Genomic DNA, 22,610 nt, shown 5'->3' on the forward strand with positions numbered 1-22,610 from the left:
CAGCTCTTTCGGGCCACCGATCTGCGAAACGGTCTGGGAATGGGCCATAGATGCGCCCAGAACGGCGACCCAAAGGGTCACCGAAGCCAACTTAATACACATAAACTACCCCCAAGTAGCACAAGGGGAACCATGCGATAGTTGGCGGTCCGAGTAAAGCGAAAGCTGGCTTATTTTGTGCCGAACATGCGGTCACCCGCATCCCCTAGTCCCGGAACAATATATCCATGATCATTAAGAAGACGATCCACAGATGCTGTGACAATCGGCACATCCGGATGCGCCGCCTTCATCCGCGCGATTCCCTCGGGCGCAGCCAAAAGACACAGGAACCGGATGTTCTTTGCCCCCTTCGACTTGATCAGATCGATCGCCGCCGCACTCGAATTGCCGGTCGCAAGCATCGGATCGACCACGATGGTCACGCGATCCTCAAGCTGTTCGGGCAGCTTGCAGTAATACTGCACCGGTTGCAGCGTCTCGGGGTCGCGGTAAAGCCCCACGAAACCCACGCGCGCGGCCGGAATCAGCTCCAATATCCCGTCCAGCAAACCGTTGCCTGCCCGCAAGATCGACACAAGGGCGAGCTTCTTGCCCTCAATCATCGGCGCGTCCATCTCCTCGAGCGGTGTCTCGATCCGCTTCGTGGTCATCGGCAACCCGCGCGTCACCTCATAGGCCAGAAGCAGGCTGATCTCGCGCAGCAACTGCCGGAATGATGCCGTCGATGTATCTTTTTCCCGCATCAAGGTCAGCTTGTGCTGCACCAGCGGATGGGTGACGACAGTCAGATGGTCCAGCATGGCGAAAGCCCCCTATAGCCTTTTCAGCACCTTTTCGCGGGTATCGGCGTCACAAAAGGCCGCGTCAAGCGATGCCCGCGCAATGCCGTCAAAAACCCCTTCGTCCCAATCGAAAGCACGGTTCAACATCTCGTATTCCCGCGCCATCGTGGTGTGGAAAAACGGCGGATCGTCGGTGGAAACGGTGAACTTCACCCCCCGCTTGTAAAACTCGCCGATGGGATGCTTGCGCCAGCCGTCATAAAGCCCCAGCGCAATGTTCGATCCGGGGCACACCTCCAGCACGATGCCCGCTTCCGCGATCTCGTCCACCAGCGCCAGATCCTCGATCGCCCGCACCCCGTGCCCGATCCGCTCCACCTTCAAATCGCGCAGGGCCTCGCGCACGCTTTCCGGCCCGCCCCACTCACCCGCATGGGCGGTCAGCCGCAACCCCGCCTCGCGCGCGCAATCGAAGGACCAGACGAAATCCTTGGGCTTGCCGATCTTCTCGTCCCCCGCGATCCCGAAGCCCACGATGAAATCCCCCGCCGTCTCGACCGCGCAGCGCACGGTCTGCCGCGCCTTTTCAGGCCCGAAATGCCGGATGCAGGTGATGATCCCGCGCAGGGTAATGCCATCCTGCGCCTCGGCGCGGTCAGCCGCCTCGCGGATCGCGTGCAGATACTCCCGCCACGCCCCCACATCGCGCCCACCGCAGAAATCGGGGCTCAGGAAGGTCTCGCAATACACCACCCCCGACGCAGCACTTTCCTCGAGCACCGCCGTGGTCAGCCGCGCATAATCCTCGGGCTTGGTCAGCACGGATGTCGCCGCTTCGTAAACCTTCAGGAACTCCCAGAAATCGGCAAAACGGTAATTCCCGCCCTCGTCGAAAATCCCGCCGATATCGACCTTCTTTTCCTTCGCCAGCCCACGGATGAACGCAGGCGGCGCCGCCCCTTCAAGGTGCAAATGCAACTCGACCTTGGCCAAATCTTTCACTTGATGGCGTCCTTCACAGAAAACTCCTCCCCGACCCCTGCGCCGGAACCCCCAGATGCGCCGCCACGCTTGCCGCCACATCGACAAACCCGCAAAACCCGATCTCGCCCGCACCGACACCCGCACAGACCACCGGCACCCGTTCCCGCGTGTGTTCCGTCCCGCGCCAAGTCGGGTCATTGCCGTGATCGGCGGTAAAGATCACAAGATCTCCGGCCCGCATCCGCGCCAGAAACGCGCCGACCCTGCGGTCGAACCATTCCAACTGCCGCGCATATCCCGCCACATCGCGGCGATGCCCGAAATTGCTGTCGAACTCGACAAAGTTGGCAAATGTCAGCGATCCCTCCTCGGCCACATCCGCCAGCGTCAGCAAATGTTCGAAAAGCGCCGCATCATCCTTGCCCTTCCACAATCGCCCGATCCCGCGCCCCGAGAAGATATCGCCGATTTTCCCCACAGCATGCGTCGCCCGCCCCGCATCCGCCACCCAGTCGAGCAGCGTCGGCGCAGGCGGCGCAATCGCGAAATCCCGCCGGTTCCCCGTGCGGTGGAAATCCCCCTCGCTTCCCACGAAAGGCCGCGCAATCGCCCGCCCCACCTTCATCGCATGAAGCGTCGGCGCAAGATCGGCGCACAGTTTCACCAGCCGCTCCAGCCCGAACACCTCTTCATGCGCGGCAATCTGGAACACCGAATCCGCGCTCGTATAGCAGATCGGCCAACCGGTCCGCATATGGGCGGCCCCGAAAAGGTCGATGATCGCCGTGCCCGACGCATGGCAATTCCCGAGGATACCACCCACCCCCGCCAGCCTGCACACCTCGGCAACAAGGTCAGGCGGAAAGGCGGGCACCGTATCGGGGAAATAGGTCCAGTCCCAAGGCACCGGCACCCCCGCCAATTCCCAATGGCCCGAAGGCGTATCCTTGCCCATCGACACCTCGGTCGCCGCCCCCCAGCGCCCCTTTGGCACCGCCTCCAACCGTGGTGCAGCCTGACCCGAGGCAAGCCGCATCGCAGCCCCCAACCCAAGCGCATCGAGGTTCGGCATCCGCAGCGGCCCCGCACGCCCCAGATCGGCACGGCCCGCCGCACATTCGGCGGCGATATGGCCCAGCGTATTGGCCCCCTCGTCCCCGAACGCCGCCGCATCGGGCGCACCGCCGCAGCCGACCGAATCCATCAACACCAGAAAGGTCCGCATCACGACACCCGCTTCAGAACCAGGGGCGGCTCGTCGGGTTCCGAAGTCCCGATCCGGTATGCCGCCAGAACCGCCGCCACCGCCCGATCCGCCGCAGCCTCGTCGGCCGCATGCACCATGCCCAAGGGCACGCCCCGCATCACGCTTTCGCCCAATCCGGCAAGGTCCGACACCCCGACCGAAGGGTTCACACGGTCCCCTTCGCGCAGGCGCCCGCCGCCCAGATGCACCACCGCCTCGCCCAAGGCCCGCCCGTCGATGGCCACGACGAAGCCGTCACTTTCGCAAGGCACCTCGCGCACCACGGGGGCCGAAGGCAGACGGTCCGGCCAGCGGTCAACGAAATCGGCAGGCCCGCCCTGCGCGGCAACCATCCGCCCGAAATATTCCGCCGCCTGCCCGCTTTCCAGCGCATCTGCAATACGGGCCGCGCCATCCTCGGCATCGGCGGCCAAGCCGCCCAGCGCCAAAGCCTCGCCCCCCAGCGCTGCGGTCAAATCCCACAGCGCCTCGTTCACGCTCGTTCCCGTCAGCGTCTCCATCACCTCGATCACTTCCAGCGCATTGCCCGCCGCCGTAGCCAAAGGCTGGCTCATGTCGGTGATCAGCGCAGCCGTCATGCAGCCCGCCCCCTGCGCGGTGGACACCAGCGCCTGCGCCAAGGCTTCGGCCTTCTCCAGCGTATCCATGAACGCGCCGGACCCGCATTTGACATCCAGCACCAGCGCCTCCAGCCCCGCCGCCAGCTTCTTGGAAAGGATCGACGCGGTGATCAGATCGATGCTCTCGACCGTGGATGTCACATCCCGCACCGCATAAAGCCGCTTGTCCGCAGGCGCGATCTCGGCATTGGCCGCCACGATGGCGCAGCGCACCTCGACCATCTGGCGGCGCAACTGCGCCTCGGTCAATCCGACCCGAAACCCCGGAATCGCCTCGAGCTTGTCCAGCGTCCCGCCCGTATGCCCAAGACCCCGCCCCGAGATCATCGGCACATAAGCCCCGCAAGCCGCCAGCGCGGGCGCCAAGAGCAGCGACACACAGTCCCCGACCCCGCCGGTCGAATGCTTGTCGACCACCGGCCCGTTCATATCCCACTCCAGCACCTTGCCGGAATCACGCATCCCCTTGGTCAGCGCCACGCGCCCCTCGTCGCCAAGCCCGCGCAACAACGCGGCCATGGCAAAGGCCCCCGCCTGCGCGTCGCTCACCGAGCCATCCGCCAGCCCCGCCGCGAACCAGCGCAACTCGTCCGTCGAAGGCTTGCCCCCGTCCCGCAGCTTGGCGATGATCGCCCGCGCGTCCACCTTAGGTCCGGTCCATATGCGCGGCGGTAAAGACGCCGGGCAACAACTCGGCCACCGTCATCACCTTCTGTGCGCCATCCGTGGTGCACAGCACCACCCGCACATCCTGATCGGCGAATTCCGCGATCTTCTGGCGGCACCCGCCACAGGGCGGCACCGGATCGGGGCTGTCGGCGATCACGCAGACCTCGGCAATGCGGGCATCCCCCGCCGCGATCATCGCCGCAATCGCCCCAGCCTCGGCGCAAGTGCCTTCGGGATAGGCGACATTCTCGACATTGCAGCCCACATGCACGACGCCAGACGTGGACCGGATCGCCGCCCCCACCTTGAAACGCGAATAGGGCGCATAGGCGCGTTCACGCACGGCAGTCGCAGCGGCAAGCAGGGTCATTTCCGTCTCCATATGTCGTTCAGCACATCCTGCGACCGCCGCCGCAAGGATGCAAGGCAGAGGATTTTCCTGCGAAAAATCCAAGGGGGGCTTTCCGCCCCCCTCGGGGCTTCGCCCCTCACCCCCCGAGGATATTTGACGACAGAAAATGCAGAAGAACCGCCTTCCCCCTGCATCCGGGCACAAGTATTTGCCGGGGGGGGGTGCCGGGGGGGCGGCGGCCCCCCCGCTGCGACAGGTCAGCCGGTGATTTCGGTCGCGGGATTGCCCGGCAGCGTCACTTCCAGCAGTTCCAGATCGGCCGAGGGCTGCGCGTAGCGCGTGGCCATCCCCGGCGGGATGACAAAGGCATCGCCGCGCGACAGCGCGAAGGGCTCTTTCCCTTCTCCCTCCAGCACCATCGTCCCTCCCATGACAAAGGTGAACAGGATGTCGCCGCCATGCTTCGTCCACTTCGTATCGCCCCCGTCGGGTCGGGCCACCATGACAGACGCCACGCCCTTGGTATTCGCGTCGATCGTCGTATCCCGCGCCACGAACCCTGGCAGGCGGAACGGCGCGAACGCCCCCTTGGCCCCAACATTGTGAACGAACCGCTGCCCCTGCCATTCACGTTCGGGCAGCAGATGCGGGGTAGGCAGCACCATCGCATGGTCGATCTCGGTCACATGTTCCGCAGGCACCCCGATCTCGATCACCTCGATCCCGTCGCTTGCATGCAGCACGCGGTGGCGGATTTCCGGCGGCTGGATGAAGCAATCGCCCGCCGTCAGCCGGATCGGTGCACCCTGATCCTCGTAGACCACATCGACCCAGCCGTTGATGCAGAAGATCAACTGGAACCCGACCTTGTGGTAATGCACCATGTCCGGCACCGGCCCGCCGTCCGGGATGCGGATGTGGCTTGCGATCATCGCGCCCCCCAGACGCGACGGCACAAGATCACGGTACTGCATCCCCGCCCGCCCGATCACCCATGGCGCCTGATCCGCCAGCCGCCGCACGACAAAGGCATGTTCGGTCGCGGGCAGCACCATCGGCGGGTTCGCCTCGTCGATCTCGATCCTCGTGCCGTTGGGCGCCACCAACACCCGCTCGCCCCCCGCAAAACCGTCAGGGTCATCCGTGAGGATACGGATCGTCCCCGCCGCCTCGCTCGCGCCCTTCTGGATCCGCAACCGCAAGCCATGCCCCGACAGCACCGCCACCTCGGGGTTGTCGGCGGGATAGATGCTGTCCAGCCGGAACCCCAGCCGCTTGGTGTAGAATGGCAGATCGTCGCGCAATTCCTGCGTCGGCAGGCGGATTTCGGCGCGGGTTTCGGTTTTCTGTTCCAGCATGGGGGCCTCCAATTCGGGACGCACTTTGAAGGTCTTGTCCGATGATTTGCAAGCCATCCCGAAAAGTCCTATTCGATATGCCGGGCTTGACGCTGGCAGCGGCGGCAGAAAAACTGGTTTAACGTTAAACAAAATCCAAAGGGGCAGTCATGGACGACGGGAAACCGACAAGCGCACGTCAGGCGGCGCTGGATTACCATGAATTTCCGAAGCCCGGAAAGCTGGAAATCCGCGCGACAAAGCCGCTCGCCAATGGCCGCGACCTGTCCCGCGCCTATTCCCCCGGCGTCGCCGAAGCCTGCCTCGAAATCAAGGCAGACCCCTCGACCGCCTCGCGCTACACCTCGCGCGGCAACCTTGTCGCCGTGGTGACGAACGGCACCGCCGTCCTTGGCCTCGGCAACATCGGCGCCCTTGCCTCGAAGCCGGTGATGGAGGGCAAGGCCGTCCTCTTCAAGAAATTCGCCAATATCGACTGCTTCGACATCGAGCTGAACGAACCCGACCCCGTCAAACTGGCTGAAATCGTCTGCGCGCTGGAACCGACCTTCGGCGCGATCAACCTCGAAGACATCAAGGCCCCCGACTGCTTCATCGTCGAAAAACTCTGCCGCGAACGGATGAACATCCCCGTCTTCCACGACGACCAGCATGGCACCGCCATCGTCGTGGGCGCTGCTGCAACCAACGCGCTGATCGTCGCGGGAAAGAAATTCGAAGACATCAAGGTCGTCTCGACCGGCGGGGGCGCCGCCGGCATCGCCTGCCTCAACATGCTGCTGAAACTGGGCGTCAGGCGTGAAAACGTCTGGCTCTGCGACCTTGCCGGCCTCGTCTACGAAGGCCGCAACGACCAGATGACCGCCCAGAAAGAGGAATACGCCCAAGGCACCACCGCCCGCACGCTGGGCGAGGTGATCGAAGGCGCCGACCTCTTCCTCGGCCTATCGGGCCCCGGCGTGCTGACGCCCGAAATGGTGGCGAAAATGGCCCCCCGCCCCATCGTCTTTGCCTTGGCCAACCCCTCGCCCGAAATCCTGCCCGACGACGTGCGTTCGGTCGCGCCCGAAGCGATCATCGCCACCGGCCGCTCCGACTTTCCGAACCAGGTCAACAACGTCCTCTGCTTCCCCTTCATCTTCCGCGGCGCGCTCGACGTCGGCGCAACCGTCATCAACAAGCAGATGGAACTCGCCTGCATAGAAGGCATCGCTGCCCTCGCCCGCGCCACCACCAGCGCCGAAGCCGCCGCCGCCTATTCGGGCGAGAAGCTGTCCTTCGGGGCCGATTACCTGATCCCAAAACCGTTTGATCCGCGCCTGATCGGCGTGGTCGCCACCGCCGTCGCCAAGGCCGCGATGGAAACCGGCGTCGCCACCCGCCCCATCGCCGACCTTGATGCCTACAAGCGCACGCTCGACGGGTCGGTGTTCAAATCGGCCATGATCATGCGCCCCGTATTCGAGGCGTCCAAGATCAGCGCCCGCCGCATCGTCTTTGCCGAGGGCGAAGATGAACGCGTGCTGCGCGCCGCCCATGCGATGATGGAGGAGACCAACGACATCCCTATCCTGATCGGCCGCCCCGAAGTGGTGGAAATGCGCTGCGAACGTGCAGGCCTGCCGATCCGCCCGGGCACCGACATCCACCTCGTGAACCCCGAAAACGACCCGCGCTACCGCGATTACTGGGGCACCTATCACGAACTGATGGCGCGGCGTGGCGTCACCCCCGATATCGCCCGCGCCGTTATGCGGACCAACACCACCGCCATCGGCGCGATCATGGTGCACAGGGGCGAAGCCGACAGCATGATCTGCGGCACCTTCGGCCAATACCTCTGGCACCTCGGCTATGTCCGACAAGTGCTCGCCCGTGGCGGGTTGCATCCCGTCGGCGCCCTGTCCCTGATGATCCTCGAAGACGGCCCGCTCTTCGTGGCCGACACGCAGGTCCACCCCGAACCGACCCCGCAGCAGATCATGGAAACCGTGCTGGGCGCCGCCCGCCACGTCCGCCGCTTCGGGTTGGAGCCGAAAATCGCGCTCTGCACGCAAAGCCAGTTCGGCAACATGGAAAACGCCGCCGCCTTGCGGATGCGCGCCGCACTGGAACTGCTCGACGCCCGCGAGCCGGACTTTTGCTACGAAGGCGAGATGAACGTCGACTCTGCGCTCGACCAGCAACTGCGCGAACGCATCTTCCCGCACAGCCGGATGGAGGGCGCGGCCAACGTCCTCGTCTTCGCCTCGACCGACGCGGCAGCCGCCACGCGCAACATCCTGAAAATGAAGGCCAACGGGCTCGAGGTCGGCCCGATCCTGATGGGCATGGGCAACAAGGCCCATATCGTCACCCCTTCCATCACCGCGCGGGGATTGCTGAACATTTCGGCACTGGCCGGAACGCCGGTCACCCATTACGGCTGAAAATCGTCTCTCGAACGATACCACGCCGACCAAAGCAGGGCCGCGCAATCACAATGCGCGGTCCCGTTCTGTTTCGCCCCGCTCTATCCTTACGGGTTCTGCGGTGCATCCTTGCCGCAGCACTCAAGGCAGGAACTCTAGATGAACATGAAATGTGTCCCGCTTGTCGCCATCACAGTGCTTTGTGCACCGATGGCCATGGCAGGTGGACCCGCCGCCCCCGCAGCAGAATCCGCAGTGGCCACCTCCGCGCCCGCACGCGCCGCTTCGCCCTTTGATGGCGCCTGGGCAGGCATCTCCGTCGGCAAAGGCTATTCGTCGATTGGCGTCACCGCCGGCATCGGCCCGCAAGAGGGAATAGACGCCCCCTTCGTCGGGGACCTGATCTCGCTCGCCTATCCCGACAGCGGCGCCTCGGGGCGCACACTCGGTGTCGAAGCGGGCTACGGGCGCAGCTTCGGGAACGGCTGGTATTGGGGGGCGCAGTTGGATCACACATCCACCGCCATCGACGCAAACGCCAATCTCAAACTCAGCATTGTGAACCCGATCCAGGGGCCGAACCCTTATCCGCCTTCGGGCGAAGCCGATTTCGGCTACCGCGTCGGCATCTCGTCGATGACCTCGGCTCTTGGCCGGATCGGCTATCAGCTCAACGACCATTCGATGGTCTATGGTCTGGGCGGCATTACGGCGGCTCGGGGGAATGCGTCGCTCGAAGGTCTGAGCACTTCGCAAAGCGGACGCAGCTTCACCGCCGCCGCGGTCACCCTCGGCATGGGCATCGAAACCCTTGTCGGTGAAAAGACCTCGCTCAAGCTGGAATACCGCTCGTCCAACTTCGGCGACCAGACGATCGAAAGCATCGACTCGACCGTTCCGTCTGTTCCGCTCAACTTCCACGCCACAGCCTCGACCCGTGCCGACACGATCCGAGTCGTTCTGGCCCACCGCTTCTGACAAGGGCGGGGCGAAGTTTGCAAACTTCGCCCCGCTTCGCTCTCCAACGCTAACAAGAGTGAGCTTTGCAAAACTTTGCGACGGCTTTACCCCCAATTCTGCAAATATTTTGCCGCACCCCCCTTGCTGCAGCCCGCAACAGCATTGCGCGAAAGCCCCCCCAGCTTGTAACAAACCGCAACTCGTGGAGGAGGGCATACAATGGCATACCGTGAGATCTACGCGAAATGGCAAGCCGACCCGGAAGCCTTCTGGCTTGACGCCGCAGGGTCCATCGACTGGACGACACACCCGCAAACCGCCCTGAACGCCACCCGCGCGCCGCTTTACGAATGGTTCACCGACGCAACAGTCAACACCTGCTGGAACGCGGTGGACCGCCACGTGCTTGCCGGTCGCGGCAAACAACCCGCGATCATCCATGACAGCCCCGTCACCGGCACCAAACACGTCATCACCTATGCCGAACTCCTCGACCGCGTCTCGCGCCTTGCCGGGGCGCTGAAAGCCCGCGGCGTGGCCAAGGGCGACCGCGTCATCATCTATATGCCCATGGTGCCCGAGGCGCTGGAAGCCATGCTCGCCTGCGGCCGCATCGGCGCGATCCATTCGGTCGTTTTCGGCGGTTTCGCTGCCGCCGAACTTGCCGTCCGCATCGACGATTGCAAACCCAAGGCGATCATCGCGGCATCCTGCGGGATCGAACCCAACCGTGTGGTCCATTACAAACCGCTGCTCGACGGCGCGATAGACCAAGCCACGCACAAGCCCGACTTTTGCGTGATCCTGCAACGCGAACAAGAGGTCGCCAAGCTGATAGAGGGCCGTGACCTCGCGTGGCATTCGTTCCAATACGGCGTCGAACCGGCCCCCTGCGAACCCGTCGCGGGCAACCACCCCGCCTATATCCTGTACACCTCCGGCACCACCGGCGCGCCCAAAGGCGTGGTCCGCCCCACCGCAGGCCATCTGGTGGCACTCGCATGGACCATGCGCGCGATCTACGATTGCGGCCCCGGCGATGTGTTCTGGGCCGCGTCCGATGTCGGCTGGGTCGTGGGCCACAGCTACATCTGTTACGCCCCCCTGATCGCCGGATGCACCACCATCGTGTACGAGGGCAAACCCGTCGGCACCCCCGACGCAGGCGCTTTCTGGCGGGTGATCGAAGAACACAAGGTCCGCGCCTTCTTTACCGCCCCCACCGCGCTGCGCGCGATCAAGCGCGACGACCCCGAAGGCACCTTGGTCAAGGATTATGACCTTTCGCGGCTCAACGCGCTCTACCTCGCCGGCGAACGCGCCGACCCCGATACGGTCAACTGGGCATCGCGCCACCTGAATGTGCCAGTGGTCGATCACTGGTGGCAGACCGAAACCGGCTATGCCATCGCCGCAAATCCCTTGGGAATCGAACGCCTGCCGGTCAAGGTGGGCAGCCCTTCGGTCGCCATGCCGGGCTTCGATGTGCAGGTGCTCGACGAAGGCGGCCACCCCGTCCCCGCCGGACAGCTTGGCGCCATCGCGATCAAACTGCCCCTGCCCCCCGGCACCCTGCCCACACTTTGGAATGCCGAAGACCGCTTCGTGAAATCCTATCTGACCCATTTTCCCGGCTATTACGAAACCGGCGATGCGGGCTATGTGGATGAGGACGGCTATCTTTACATCATGGCCCGCACCGATGACGTGATCAACGTCGCAGGCCACCGCCTGTCGACCGGCGCAATGGAAGAGGTTCTGGCCAACCACCCCCATGTCGCCGAATGCGCCGTGATCGGCGTGTCCGACACGCTGAAAGGCCAATCCCCGCTCGGCTTTCTGTGCCTGAACAAGGGCTGCACCGTGCCGAGTGACCAGATCATCCGCGAATGCGTGCAACTGATGCGCGACAAGATCGGCCCCGTGGCCGATTTCAAACGCGCGGTGGTGATCGACCGCCTGCCGAAAACCCGCTCGGGCAAGATCCTGCGCGGCACCATGGTAAAAATCGCGGACGGCGCGGCGTTCAAGATGCCCGCCACCATAGACGACCCCGCCATCCTCGACGAAATCCGCACGGCCCTCCAATCCTTGGGTCTGGCGAAACCCGCCTGACGCAAACCCGCGACACGAACGGGGGGCTTGCCGCCCCCCGCACCCCCCGCCCGTGACGCCCTGCGATCCGGTGCGTGGCCACGGCCTTCGTTTGGCAGGGCTGGACAACCACAGGCACCTGCGTAACCTGTCACCCATGCAGCCCCGCACCATGCCCGACTCCAAAGGCGACACCGAAACCTGCCTTCTGGGCGATGGTGGCACATTGCGCGACATCCTTATGCTTGCCGGACCCGACATCGCACCAAGGCTGCTCGCGCAGATCACCGCCGACCTGACCCAGACCGCCAACCAGTTGCGCCCGGCACTCGCACAGCGTGACTGGCCGCTGATCCGCGCGCAAACGCATGTGCTGATCTCGGTCGCGGGCACCATCGGCGCGATGGGCCTGCATGCCGAAGCCTGCCGCCTGAACACCGCAGCCCACCTGCGGGACGAAGCGCAGACCGCCGCCCTCGCCCCGGCGCTGATGGACGACCTTTCGCGCCTGATCGCCCTGATCGACGCGTTGGGGACCGCGCCATGACAGGGCCGCTGCTTCTGATCGAGGACACGCCTTCGCTGCAGATGGTCTACCGTTCGGTGCTGACCTCGGCGGGCCATTCGGTGCATGTCGCCGCAAACGCCGCCGACGGTCTGGCGGGCTTTGTCGAACACCGCCCGGCCGTGGTTCTGCTCGACCTCATGCTGCCCGACCGCGACGGGCTGGATCTCATGCAAGAGATGCTGGCCCTGCGGCCCGAGGTGAATGTCATCGTCATCACCGCCAACGGCTCGATCAACAAGGCGGTCGAGGCGATGCGGGCCGGAGCGCACGACTTCCTCGTCAAACCCTTTGACGAGACGCGTTTTCTTGGCGCGGTCGACAATGCGCTAAGCGGCCGCACGCCGCCCCGCCGCACGCCCCGCATGACCACCCCCGCGCCCCCCCGTCGGATGCTTTCATCGGCACCTCGGGCGTCATGGCCGAAATCCATGCCAAGATCAGATCGGTCGCCCGCTCGATGGCGACCGTCTTCATCACCGGCGAAAGCGGCACCGGCAAGGAACTGTGCGCGCTGGCAATCCATGACAATTCCGCCCGCGCCACCGGACCTTTCATCGCGCTGAACTGCGGCGCGATCCCGCAGGACCTGCTGGAATCCGAGGTGTTCGGCCATGTCAAAGGCAGCTTTACGGGGGCGATCAGCGACAAGCCGGGCGCCGCGACGGCCGCCGATGGCGGCACCCTGTTTCTGGACGAAATCTGCGAGATGGCTCCCGCCCTGCAAACCAAGCTGCTGCGCTTTTTGCAAACCTCGACCGTGCAGCCGGTCGGGGCGACACGGCCGCGCAAGGTCAACGTCCGCATCGTCTGCGCCACCAACCAGGACCCGCTCGACGCCGTGCGCCGGGGCGCCTTTCGCGAAGACCTTTACTATCGGCTTTTCGTCGTGCCGATCCACATGCCGCCCCTGCGCGACCGTGGCGAGGATGTGATCGAAATCGCCCAAGCCGCCCTGCACCGCTTTTCGGTCGAGGAAGGCCGGAACTTCGCGGGCCTGTCGGGCGAGGTAGAAACGCTGTTTCGCAATCACCCCTGGCCGGGCAACGTGCGCCAGTTGCTCAATGTGATCCGCCATGTCGTCGTCTTGAACGACGGCGGACTCGTCACGCTGCCGATGCTGCCCGAAAGCCTGCCCCGGAGCGTCCAGCCGCCCCCTGCCCCCGCCGCCGCCGCGCCAACCGATCCCGCATCCTCGGGATATGTACTCGACAGCCTGATCGGCCGCCCCCTCGCCGAGATCGAACGCATCGTCATCGAAGCGACCCTTGCCCGTTTCGACGGATCGGTCCCCAAAGCCGCCCGCGCGCTCGAGCTGTCGCCCTCGACCCTCTACCGCAAGATCGAAGGCTGGCGCGGGGCCTGACCGCCCCGCCCTCGGGGGGCATCGAGCCCCCGCTCGGGCGGACTGCCGTGGCAGACCGGCAAAGGAAACGCCGCAGGCGCATGGTGCGCCACGAGTATTTGGACAAGGGTGAAAGCATGCGATGCAAAGCGCCCGCCCCCTGCTCGCCCCACTTTGCAGGACCGGCTACAGCGGTGACGGGGTGCGACTGTCAGACGAATTGTTCGTTGATCAGCCGCTCTTCCAGCCCGTGGCCTGGATCGAACAGGATACGGTGCCGGACCTCGGGTTCGGATGCGACCTCGACACTCGCCACCTCGCGCACCGAACCACGGCTGTCGGCATCGGCCATGACCGGGCGCTTGTCCGCTTCCAGCACCTCGAAACGCACCACGGCGGTCTTGGGCAGCAGCGCCCCGCGCCAGCGCCGCGGCCTGAACGCCGCCATCGCCGTCAGGGCCAGCACATCCGCCCCGATCGGCAGGATGGGACCATGCGCCGAGTAGTTATAGGCAGTGGATCCGGCAGGCGTGGCCACCAGCGCCCCGTCGCAGACCAGTTCTTCCATCCGCACGCGCCCGTCGACGCTGATCCGCAGCTTTGCCGCCTGCGGCCCTGCGCGCAGCAGCGACACCTCGTTGATCGCCAGCGCCCGCGTTTCCACCCCGTCGACACCGACGGCCGTCATCCGCAGCGGGTTGATCACTGCCTCTTCCGCCATGCCCAGCCGGTCGGGCAGGTCGCCGGGCTGATAGGCATTCATCAGGAAGCCCACCGTGCCGCAGTTCATGCCATAGACCGGCAGTCCCAACCGCTCGGTATCATGCAGCGTGGCCAGCATGAACCCGTCGCCGCCCAGCGCCACCACCACGTCGGCATGCGTCACCGGCGTCTGGCCATAGCGCGCCGTCAGCACGCGCAGCGCCTCTTGTCCCGCTGCCGAATTGCTCGCCGTAAAGGCGATCCGCGCCAAGCCCATCGGCCCCGTCCCCCGTATGCTGTGCTGCACCTTGATCAGCCAACCCGCCAAACTCAAGCCCCCTACGACCGCTTTCGCATGAAGGCCACGCGTTTCCGCTCCGCCGCTTTATTTCGCAGCGGCCCCCGTTTGAGTCGTTTTCTTGCCTTTCCGCACCCCGAACCTTGCTCTAGATAGGCCTTAAGCCCGCAATACCCAGCTTTCCGCCCCGACAGGAGCCACGCCCATGAACGCCCCCCACCGCGATACCGGATTTTTCACCGAAAGCCTGACCACGCGCGACCCTGAACTGTTCGGCGCCATCACGCAGGAACTCGGCCGCCAACGGCACGAGATCGAACTGATCGCTTCCGAAAACATCGTCAGCCGCGCCGTGATGGAAGCCCAAGGCTCTGTCATGACGAACAAATACGCCGAAGGCTATCCGGGCAAGCGCTACTACGGCGGTTGCCAGTATGTGGACATCGCCGAGAACCTCGCGATCGAACGCGCCTGCCAGCTGTTCGGCTGCTCTTTCGCCAATGTGCAGCCCAACTCGGGGTCGCAGGCCAACCAGGGCGTGTTCCAGGCCCTCATCCAGCCCGGCGATACCATTCTCGGCATGTCGCTCGATGCTGGCGGCCACCTGACCCATGGCGCGGCCCCCAACCAGTCGGGCAAGTGGTTCAAGGCCATCCAGTATGGCGTGCGCAAGCAGGACTTGCAGCTTGATTACGATCAGGTCGCCGAACTCGCCGCCGAGCACAAGCCCAAGCTGATCATCGCCGGCGGTTCGGCCATTCCGCGCATCATCGACTTCAAGAAGATGCGCGAGATCGCCGACAGCGTCGGTGCCTACCTGCTGGTCGACATGGCGCATTTCGCCGGTCTGGTCGCTGCCGGCCTCTACCCCTCGCCCTTCCCGCATGCCCATGTGGCGACCACCACCACGCATAAAACCCTGCGCGGCCCGCGCGGCGGCATGATCCTCACGAATGACGAGGCGATTGCCAAAAAGTGCAACTCGGCCATCTTCCCCGGCATCCAGGGCGGCCCGCTGATGCATGTGATCGCCGCGAAAGCCGTGGCCTTCGGTGAGGCGTTGCAACCCGGCTTCAAGACCTATCAGGCGCAGGTCATCAAGAACGCGCAGGCGCTGGCGGACCAGCTGATGAAGGGCGGTCTCGACATCGTCACCGGCGGCACCGACACGCACCTGATGCTCGTCGACCTGCGGCCGAAATCAGTGAAAGGCAACGCGACCGAAAAAGCCCTGGGCCGCGCCCACATCACCTGCAACAAGAACGGCATCCCCTTCGACACCGAAAAGCCGACCATCACCTCGGGCGTCCGCCTCGGCACGCCTGCAGGCACCACGCGCGGCTTCGGCGAAGCCGAATTCCGCCAGATCGGCACCTGGATCACCGAAGTCGTCGACGGCCTCGCCGCCAATGGCGAGGAAGGCAACGGCGCGGTCGAAGCCAAGGTCAAGGCCGAGGTCGAGACGCTCTGCAAGCAGTTCCCGATCTATCCGGGCCTCTGATCCACCCACATGATCCCAAAGGCGCGCCCGTCAAACGGCGCGCCTTTTCCATTCGGCAAAGCGGAAAATGGCGCATTTTCCGCGTCGTTTTCTGACGCAGAAAACGAACCCCACCGGCACCGCCCCTTGCCGCCGGAAAATGCGTCATTTTCCGCCGCGTTTTCTGCGTCAGAAAACGCTTTCCTCCCCCGCTTGACGAAAGCCCCCCCGCTTGTAGGCTGCCATCGTCCTTGCCGAGTGCTCCATGCCCGATCCCGACACACGCAGTCTCGAAAACCGCCTCGGCAACGCCGCCCGCACGGTCCTGCCGGAATTCGCACTCTTCGTGCTGAAACAGGGCTGGGCCTGCCTTTTCGGCAGCCTCATGCTCACAGCGATCATCGCCTCGAAATTCCTCTGGCAACCCGACTGGCCGATTCACCGCTATGACGCGCTCTTCCTCTTCGCGCTTGCCACGCAAGCCGCCTTCCTGCGCTTCAGACTGGAAACATGGGAAGAAGCCCGCGTCATCCTCCTCTTCCACCTCACCGGCACGGCGATGGAATGGTTCAAGGTCCATGCCGGATCGTGGGCCTATCCCGAACCCGCCGCCTTGAAACTGATGGGCGTGCCGCTTTTCTCGGGCTTCATGTATGCCGCCGTCGGCAGCTACATGGCCCGCGTGATCCGCATCTTCGACATGCGCTTCACCCCCTACCCGCCCTTTGCCGCGACGGTGGCGCTGGCCCTCGCGATCTATGCCAACTTCTTCGCCCACCATTTCCTGCCCGACCTGCGCTATGCCCTCTTCGCCGCAACACTCGCGCTTTATGCCCGCACCAGCGTCTGGTTCCGCGTCTCCACCCGCCATCTGAGGATGCCCCTGCCGCTGGCTGCGTTCCTGTCCAGCATCGCGCTCTGGCTCGCCGAGAATATCGGCACCATGACCGGCACATGGCTCTATTCCGGCCAGATCGCGGGCCAAGCGGTCAGCCTTGGCAAGCTAGGCTCGTGGTATCTATTGCTTTACGTCTCGTTCGTCACCGTCACGGTTGTCAGCCGCGCGGCACTCGGCGGTCCGGCCCCCGCCACGTCTGGCCCTGCGGCACAGGCCCCGCTATAACCGCCCCATGCTGTCGCTGATCAAACACCCCGCCGCTACCCGGACCGAAGCGCCACCGCTTCTCATCGCGCACGGGCTTTTCGGCACCGGCCGCAACTGGGGCGTCATCGCCCGCCGCCTTGCAGACATCCGCGATGTCTACACCGTCGACATGCGCAACCACGGCGAAAGCCCGCATATGGCGACACACAGCTACCCCGACCTTGCCGCCGATCTGGCCGAGGTCGCCCGCCACATCGGCGCACCCGTCGATCTTCTGGGCCATTCCATGGGCGGCAAGGCCGCGATGCAACTGGCCCTCACCGAACCCGCGCTCGTCCGCCGCATGGTCGTGGCCGACATCGCCCCCGTCGCCTATACCCATGACCAGACCCGCCATATCGACGCCATGCGCGCCCTTGATCTGACAGGCCTGTCCACGCGGGCCGAGGCCGACCGCCGACTGTCAGCCCATATCGATGACGAAGGCCTGCGCGCCTTTTTCCTGCAATCGCTAGACCTCAAGTCGCCCCAAGGCCCGCGCTGGAAACTCAACTTCGACACGCTGGCCGCCGAGATGCCGATCATCGTCGGCTGGCCCGGCACGACGGGGCAATTCGGCCACCCGACCCTGTTCCTGACCGGATCGGAAAGCCATTACGTCAAACCCGAATACCGCGACACGATCCGCGCCCTGTTCCCCCGCGCACGCTTTGCAAAACTCCCCGGCGCGGGCCACTGGCTCCACGCCGAAAAACCGCGCGAATTCGAAGAAACCGTCCGCGTCTTCCTGACCGCGCCCGAACGCGCGCCCGCTTAGCCCGGCCGCTTCATCCGCAGCAAAAGCCCGTCCTTCAGCACGAACTGGTGCCACAGCGCGGCCAACACATGCAGCCCCACCAGCACGATCAGCACGGGCTTGACCCAGCCATGAAGATCACCCGCAGTCTCGCTGCCGCCGAACCATGCGATCAGCCCCAGCGTCGGCGCGACGATCAGGATCGCGTAAAACGACCAATGCGCCAGCTTTGCGGCCAGCCCCAGCGGCCCTGCGCCTTCGTCGGGCACACCGCGCCGCAGACGCAGCGACAGCCGCCACAGCGCCAAAAGCCCGATCAGCACACCGGCTGCGATATGCAGCACTGCCTGCAGCGAATAACCCGAAGCCCCGCTTTCCAGCCGAGCATCGAAACTCTCCACGATCCCCTCGCCAAAGATCAGTTGCAATATGACCAAAGCCGCAACGACCCAGTGCAACCGGATTTGCAGCAGCGAATAACCCGAAGGCTTTGCAGACATGGCAGGATATCCTTGTTTAAACCGTTGCTATCCATCACCCGCAGGCGGGGCGTTGTAAAGCCCCGGTTCATCGCCCGCGCCGGGCATCCTCGGGAAACTCGGCCGCCCTCAGAAAAGGATGTCGTCCAGATCGTCCGATGCCGCAGCCGCCACAGCCACAGCCACAGCCGCTCCTGCGGCAACTTTCACAGTGGCCGGCACGGGCGCGCCGACGATGCGGTCATGGATGTCACGCTCGGCCTGCATCGTATAGCGCTTGCGTAAACCGGCCAGCACTTCGCCTGCCTCCGCATCCGGCGCTGCGGCATTCCCCAGACCCACCAGCCGCGCTGCCACCGCCGCATCAAAGAACGTCATTTCACCCAGCAAAAGCTGAAAGCCCGCCAGCGCCTGCGTTGCATGGCCCAGCTTTTTCGGCAGGCTCTGCCCCACGTCGTCGAACGTCCGCGCCGCCTCGGCACGATCCTGCCCGATCCGCTCGATAAAGCTGCCAAGCTCCGCCGCCTCGTCAAAAAAGGCGTGCAGCGCCGTCTCGAAGCCGCCGATGCTTTCCCCGCCCATCCGGTCGGCCAGCCCCGCCGTGCTGTCGAGCACAGTTTGCAAGCGCATCACGATCGCATCGCTTTCGTCGGTCAGCATGCGAAGCCATTGCGCCAGTTCCCGCAAGGCCCGCCCATCCTCGCCCAGCTTGGCGCAAATCAGTACCGCATTCAGCCCCGACAGACGCACCTGATGCCCGATCTGGCGCAGCGCCGCCTCGTGGCGCAGAATGGCACCCAACCTTTCGCGCAGGGCCGCCGCCCGCGCCCGCATCAGACCAAGCTTGCCCCGGACCGACGCGATGCTGGCCGCAAAGCCAGCCGCGGCATCGCCTTCGCCCGCCATATTCACCGACCGCTCGACATAGCAGACCCGCGCCTGCCCCACCGCGACATCCGCCGACTTCTGCACCGTCCCGGCAGCCTCGACCGTCGCCGCGATCTCGCCCGCAGCCGCCTTGACCGCCGCGTCCGACAAAGCCGCCGCCAATTCCAGAAGCACCGCAGCCCAAGGCGAACCGGCCGCCAGATGCAACACGTCGCGCACCCGTTCAAGCCGCTGGCGCGTCGCATCGCCCGATTGCAGCCCGATCACCAGTCGCGACACCTCGGCGTTGATCGTGTCCATCCGCTTCGCCAGACCGGCATTGGTCAGCGCCATCGCATCCTGACGGTCCAGAACGCCCTGCGCCATCCGGTCGAACCGTGCCAGCGCGGGCAGCACCTTCTGGCCCAATTCCTCGCGCAGGTCTTGCGTCACCGCGTCCATCTCGACCATTTCCGCACCGATCCCGGCCATGGCCTCGCGCACATCGCGCAAGATCGCCTCGGCCTCGGCGGCCATCACGGCCAGCCGTTCGATAAAGGCCGTTACCTGCGGGCGCGGCGGGATCAGCCCGTTGCCCTGGATACGCGCATTGATCGACACATTGGCGATGGTCCGCACCACGCGGTCCAGATCGCCCACCTCGACCCGTACGCTCCGCACGGCCAGACGCACCGCCTCGTTGGCATCCACAAGGCGGCCGAAGCCGCCCTGTATTTCAGCCACATGGCCCCGCGTCGCCGCGATCAGCGCCACCAGCCGGTCGCCGTTTTCAGGGCCAAAGGTCACGCGCAGCCGGTCGAACAGCCCGCCGACAAGGCGCAGCACCTCGACCGCGTCCACCAGATCGCTTCCCGCGGCAAGGAAACTGGCCTCGGTCCGGCGCAGCACCTCTTCCAGTATCTCCTCGGCCCCGGCCGCCCCTTGCGGAACCACGCTTCCGGCAGGAAAGAGGTGCTGCAAATTCATCCGGTCGCCCCCATCTGCTGCCTGCGCGCAAAGCCCATGATCGCTGCCGCCATCCGCTCGAGAGGCAGCGTCTGCACCGCGCCGCCCCGTTCCACCGCCTCGCGCGGCATGCCGTAGACCACGCAGCTCGCCTCGTCCTGCGCGATGGTGGGCGATCCCATCGCCCGCATCTCGGCCATGCACGACGCCCCGTCATCGCCCATTCCGGTCAGGATGATCCCCATCGCATTCGACCCCGCCTGCACCGCAGCCGACCGGAAAAGCACATCGACCGAAGGGCGGTGACGGCTGACATTTGGCCCGCCCACCACGTTTGCGCGATACCCCGTCCCGATCCGCCGCAACAAAAGATGGTGGTCCCCCTCGGCGATCACCACCTTGCCCTGGCCCAGCACCGCGCCGTCCACCGCCTCGGTGATGGCCATCGCGCAAAGCGAATTCAGACGCTTGGCGAAAGCCGCCGTAAATCCCGAAGGCATATGCTGCACGACCGCAATGGCGGGCGCATCGGCAGGCAACATCTCCAGAATGACGCGCAGCGCCTCGGTCCCGCCGGTAGACGCGCCGATGCAGATGATCGGCTCGGTCCGCGGCACGGCCCGCCCGATGATCGGCGGCGGCAGGATTTCGGTCGCCGTCAGCTTGGGACCGGGCACCTTGTCCTGCACGACAACCCGCTGCGGCCTGCGTCCCAGACGGCTCTGCGTTGCCGCATGGACCGCGTCGCAAATCCGCATCGTGGCATCCTGCAAAGACGCCTCGTCGCGCGGCGACGGCTTCAGGATGACCTCGACCGCGCCCGCTTCCAACGCCTCGAAACTCTTCTCCGACCCGAATTCGGTATGGCTGGAGCACACCACCACCGGCATCGGCCGCTGCTCCATGATCCGCTTGAGAAACGTGATCCCGTCCATCCCCGGCAATTCGAGATCGAGCAGGATCACGTCGGGCAATTCAACCTTCATCAGCCTGACGGCGGCAAAGGCATCGCCTGCGGCCCCCATGACGCACAGCCCCGGATCGCCTTCGACGATCCGGCGCAGCATGGTGCGGGCCGATGTGGAATCGTCGACGATCAGAACCTTGATCGGGTCGGTCTTGCGCGGCGGTACCATCACTCAAACTTTCTGGAAGATTGTTGGACGTATCTGTTTCAGGCCGGCCAACCGCACGACCATGCTTTCGGCATGACCCACGACCAGATACCCGCCCGTAGCGACATGCGATGCCAGACGCTGAACCACGCGCTCCTGATCGCCCTGATCGAAATAGATCAGGATGTTTCTCAGGAAGATCAGGTCGACATCGCGGTCCACCGGATAGGTTTCGTCCATCAGGTTCAGATGGCGGAACCGCACATGCCGGCGCAATTCGGGCACGACACGCACCTTGCCCGCCACGCTCGGATGGCGCGACGACATGAAGTAGCGTTTCACCAGATCCGGCGGCACGGTCGAAAGCTGGTCGGCGGCATAGACCGCTTCCGCCCCCCGCTCCAGCATCCGCTGCGAAATGTCGGTACCCAGAACCGCAAAGTCGAACTGAAGCCCGCGCCGCTGCGCCTCGGCAAGCACCATAGCCGAGGTAAAGGCCTCGGCCCCCTCGGACGCGGCCGCACTCCACAGCTTGAAGCGAGGCCGCCTCGTCCCCTTGGCCGCAGCCAGCCTTTGCGGCAGGGCCTCGCGCGCCAGAAAATCGAAATGCTCGGACTCGCGAAAGAAGCTGGTGGTGTTGGTCGTGATCAGGTCGATCACGATCCGCAACTCCTCTTCCATCCCCTGCCCGTCGAGCAGTTGTTCCAGATAGGCCTCGGTATCGGGCAGATCAAAGGCCATGACCCGCCGCCTCAGCCGCTGCTCGATCATCACCACCTTGCTTTGCGGCAGGCTGATGCCCGTCAACGACCGGATCAGGACCCGGAAACGGTCGCTGTAACTTGATCCGCTTGCACTCATTACATTCATCACCCGTTCCACTTCACGCCGCGTCCGCAAGCGCGGGCAGGTCCACCCGCTCGAACAGCCGGTCAAGGTCAAGCAAGCTGACCACTTCGCCCTTCAGACGCCCGATCCCTGCGATCGCACTGCCCGACCAGCGCAGCAGGTCGGCCTCGGCCAAGGGGCTGACCCGCCCCTCGTCCAGTTGCGTCACCTCGATCACACGGTCGGTCTTCACCCCGATCGTGACCTGCCCCCCCAGATGCGCGACCGACACCACAAGGATGCGCGTTTGCGCCGTATCCTCGCCCGACACCCGCCCCAGAAGCTGCCGCAGGTCGACCACGGGGATATTGGCCCCCGCAGATCGATGATCCCCAGCAGATGCGCGGGCGCGTTCGGCATCACCGCCACCGGGCGCAGGTCGAGTATTTCCTGCACCCGGCTGACCTGCACCGCGTAAAGCGCATGGTCGGCAATGAACGTCACGACATCTCCGGTCTGCAGTTCCGTCTCGGACCCGCCCTTCACAACAGTATCGTTCACCAC

20 protein-coding genes and 1 pseudogene are annotated in these 22,610 nt (G+C 64.9%); 9 read left to right on the forward strand and 12 right to left on the reverse strand.

Translation table 11 applies throughout. The features are described from left to right. Positions 1 to 170 precede the first annotated feature (170 nt). From upp to HYN69_RS13360, 6 genes are all read right to left on the reverse strand, one after another. Entirely contained in the window at positions 171 to 803 is a 633-nt protein-coding gene (gene upp, locus HYN69_RS13335) for a uracil phosphoribosyltransferase (protein WP_108436168.1), read from the reverse strand. Between the two features lie 12 nt (positions 804 to 815). Continuing rightward, positions 816 to 1,787 (reverse strand): adenosine deaminase, encoded by a 972-nt coding sequence (locus tag HYN69_RS13340; protein WP_230426412.1) that lies wholly within the window; start codon positions 1,785 to 1,787, stop codon positions 816 to 818. Positions 1,788 to 1,800: 13 nt separating this feature from the next. Beyond that, positions 1,801 to 2,997 carry a phosphopentomutase gene (locus tag HYN69_RS13345; protein ID WP_108436170.1) on the reverse strand — a complete coding sequence of 399 codons (1,197 nt, stop codon included), beginning with the start codon at positions 2,995 to 2,997 and terminating at the stop codon, positions 1,801 to 1,803. Then, the gene (locus HYN69_RS13350; protein WP_108436171.1) at positions 2,994 to 4,301 is read right to left on the reverse strand and encodes a thymidine phosphorylase; all 1,308 of its coding nucleotides are present in this window, start codon (positions 4,299 to 4,301) and stop codon (positions 2,994 to 2,996) included. The genes HYN69_RS13345 and HYN69_RS13350 overlap by 4 nt, the downstream gene beginning before the upstream one ends. A gap of 1 nt (position 4,302) precedes the next feature. Then, a complete protein-coding gene (locus tag HYN69_RS13355; RefSeq protein ID WP_230426413.1) occupies positions 4,303 to 4,695 on the reverse strand; it encodes a cytidine deaminase in 393 nt (130 codons plus the stop codon). Positions 4,696 to 4,934: 239 nt separating this feature from the next. Continuing rightward, positions 4,935 to 6,035: a cupin domain-containing protein gene (locus HYN69_RS13360; protein WP_108437207.1), complete on the reverse strand. Its 1,101-nt coding sequence runs from the start codon at positions 6,033 to 6,035 to the stop codon at positions 4,935 to 4,937. 149 nt (positions 6,036 to 6,184) lie between these two features. On the opposite strand from HYN69_RS13360, the gene HYN69_RS13365 reads away from it, so the two are divergent. The 6 genes from HYN69_RS13365 to HYN69_RS13385 all read left to right on the forward strand — a co-directional run bounded on the left by HYN69_RS13365 (position 6,185) and on the right by HYN69_RS13385 (position 13,431). Then, positions 6,185 to 8,464, forward strand: a complete 2,280-nt coding sequence (locus tag HYN69_RS13365) for an NADP-dependent malic enzyme (protein WP_108436173.1) — start codon at positions 6,185 to 6,187, stop codon at positions 8,462 to 8,464. A 198-nt stretch (positions 8,465 to 8,662) separates the two neighbouring features. Beyond that, positions 8,663 to 9,424 (forward strand): outer membrane protein, encoded by a 762-nt coding sequence (locus HYN69_RS13370; RefSeq protein WP_216824609.1) that lies wholly within the window; start codon positions 8,663 to 8,665, stop codon positions 9,422 to 9,424. A gap of 201 nt (positions 9,425 to 9,625) precedes the next feature. Beyond that, positions 9,626 to 11,521 (forward strand): propionyl-CoA synthetase, encoded by a 1,896-nt coding sequence (locus HYN69_RS13375; RefSeq protein ID WP_108436175.1) that lies wholly within the window; start codon positions 9,626 to 9,628, stop codon positions 11,519 to 11,521. A gap of 136 nt (positions 11,522 to 11,657) precedes the next feature. Further along, positions 11,658 to 12,047 (forward strand): hypothetical protein, encoded by a 390-nt coding sequence (locus HYN69_RS13380; RefSeq protein ID WP_108436176.1) that lies wholly within the window; start codon positions 11,658 to 11,660, stop codon positions 12,045 to 12,047. Next, positions 12,044 to 12,631, forward strand: a complete 588-nt coding sequence (locus tag HYN69_RS21495; protein WP_230426414.1) for a response regulator — start codon at positions 12,044 to 12,046, stop codon at positions 12,629 to 12,631. Before HYN69_RS13380 ends, HYN69_RS21495 begins: the two co-directional genes overlap by 4 nt. Next, positions 12,526 to 13,431, forward strand: a complete 906-nt coding sequence (locus HYN69_RS13385) for a sigma-54 interaction domain-containing protein (protein WP_230426415.1) — start codon at positions 12,526 to 12,528, stop codon at positions 13,429 to 13,431. Before HYN69_RS21495 ends, HYN69_RS13385 begins: the two co-directional genes overlap by 106 nt. Positions 13,432 to 13,621: 190 nt before the next feature. Here the strand turns inward: HYN69_RS13385 and HYN69_RS13390 are convergent, their stop codons facing one another. Next, positions 13,622 to 14,389: an NAD kinase gene (locus tag HYN69_RS13390; RefSeq protein WP_108437208.1), complete on the reverse strand. Its 768-nt coding sequence runs from the start codon at positions 14,387 to 14,389 to the stop codon at positions 13,622 to 13,624. Positions 14,390 to 14,615: 226 nt separating this feature from the next. Here HYN69_RS13390 and glyA point away from each other — a divergent pair, with 226 nt between their 5' ends. From glyA to HYN69_RS13405, 3 genes are all read left to right on the forward strand, one after another. Further along, a complete protein-coding gene (gene glyA, locus HYN69_RS13395; RefSeq protein ID WP_108436177.1) occupies positions 14,616 to 15,911 on the forward strand; it encodes a serine hydroxymethyltransferase in 1,296 nt (431 codons plus the stop codon). A 244-nt stretch (positions 15,912 to 16,155) separates the two neighbouring features. After that, positions 16,156 to 17,013 carry a DUF817 domain-containing protein gene (locus HYN69_RS13400; RefSeq protein WP_108436178.1) on the forward strand — a complete coding sequence of 286 codons (858 nt, stop codon included), beginning with the start codon at positions 16,156 to 16,158 and terminating at the stop codon, positions 17,011 to 17,013. Positions 17,014 to 17,020: 7 nt separating this feature from the next. After that, the gene (locus HYN69_RS13405; protein WP_108436179.1) at positions 17,021 to 17,812 is read left to right on the forward strand and encodes an alpha/beta fold hydrolase; all 792 of its coding nucleotides are present in this window, start codon (positions 17,021 to 17,023) and stop codon (positions 17,810 to 17,812) included. On the opposite strand, the gene HYN69_RS13410 is transcribed toward HYN69_RS13405, so the two are convergent. The 5 genes and pseudogenes from HYN69_RS13410 to HYN69_RS21940 form a co-directional block, all read right to left on the reverse strand. Next, positions 17,809 to 18,291: a cytochrome b gene (locus HYN69_RS13410; RefSeq protein ID WP_108436180.1), complete on the reverse strand. Its 483-nt coding sequence runs from the start codon at positions 18,289 to 18,291 to the stop codon at positions 17,809 to 17,811. The genes HYN69_RS13405 and HYN69_RS13410 overlap by 4 nt on opposite strands. 108 nt (positions 18,292 to 18,399) lie before the next feature. Then, the gene (locus tag HYN69_RS13415) at positions 18,400 to 20,124 is read right to left on the reverse strand and encodes a hypothetical protein (RefSeq protein WP_108436181.1); all 1,725 of its coding nucleotides are present in this window, start codon (positions 20,122 to 20,124) and stop codon (positions 18,400 to 18,402) included. Next, positions 20,121 to 21,239 carry a protein-glutamate methylesterase/protein-glutamine glutaminase gene (locus tag HYN69_RS13420; protein ID WP_108436182.1) on the reverse strand — a complete coding sequence of 373 codons (1,119 nt, stop codon included), beginning with the start codon at positions 21,237 to 21,239 and terminating at the stop codon, positions 20,121 to 20,123. The genes HYN69_RS13415 and HYN69_RS13420 overlap by 4 nt, the downstream gene beginning before the upstream one ends. A gap of 3 nt (positions 21,240 to 21,242) precedes the next feature. Beyond that, positions 21,243 to 22,088, reverse strand: a complete 846-nt coding sequence (locus HYN69_RS13425) for a CheR family methyltransferase (RefSeq protein ID WP_230426416.1) — start codon at positions 22,086 to 22,088, stop codon at positions 21,243 to 21,245. 13 nt (positions 22,089 to 22,101) lie between these two features. Beyond that, positions 22,102 to 22,610: pseudogene (locus tag HYN69_RS21940) on the reverse strand (chemotaxis protein CheW).

The sequence above is a fragment of the Gemmobacter aquarius genome, from assembly GCF_003060865.1.
In the GTDB taxonomy this organism is placed as follows: domain Bacteria; phylum Pseudomonadota; class Alphaproteobacteria; order Rhodobacterales; family Rhodobacteraceae; genus Paragemmobacter; species Paragemmobacter aquarius.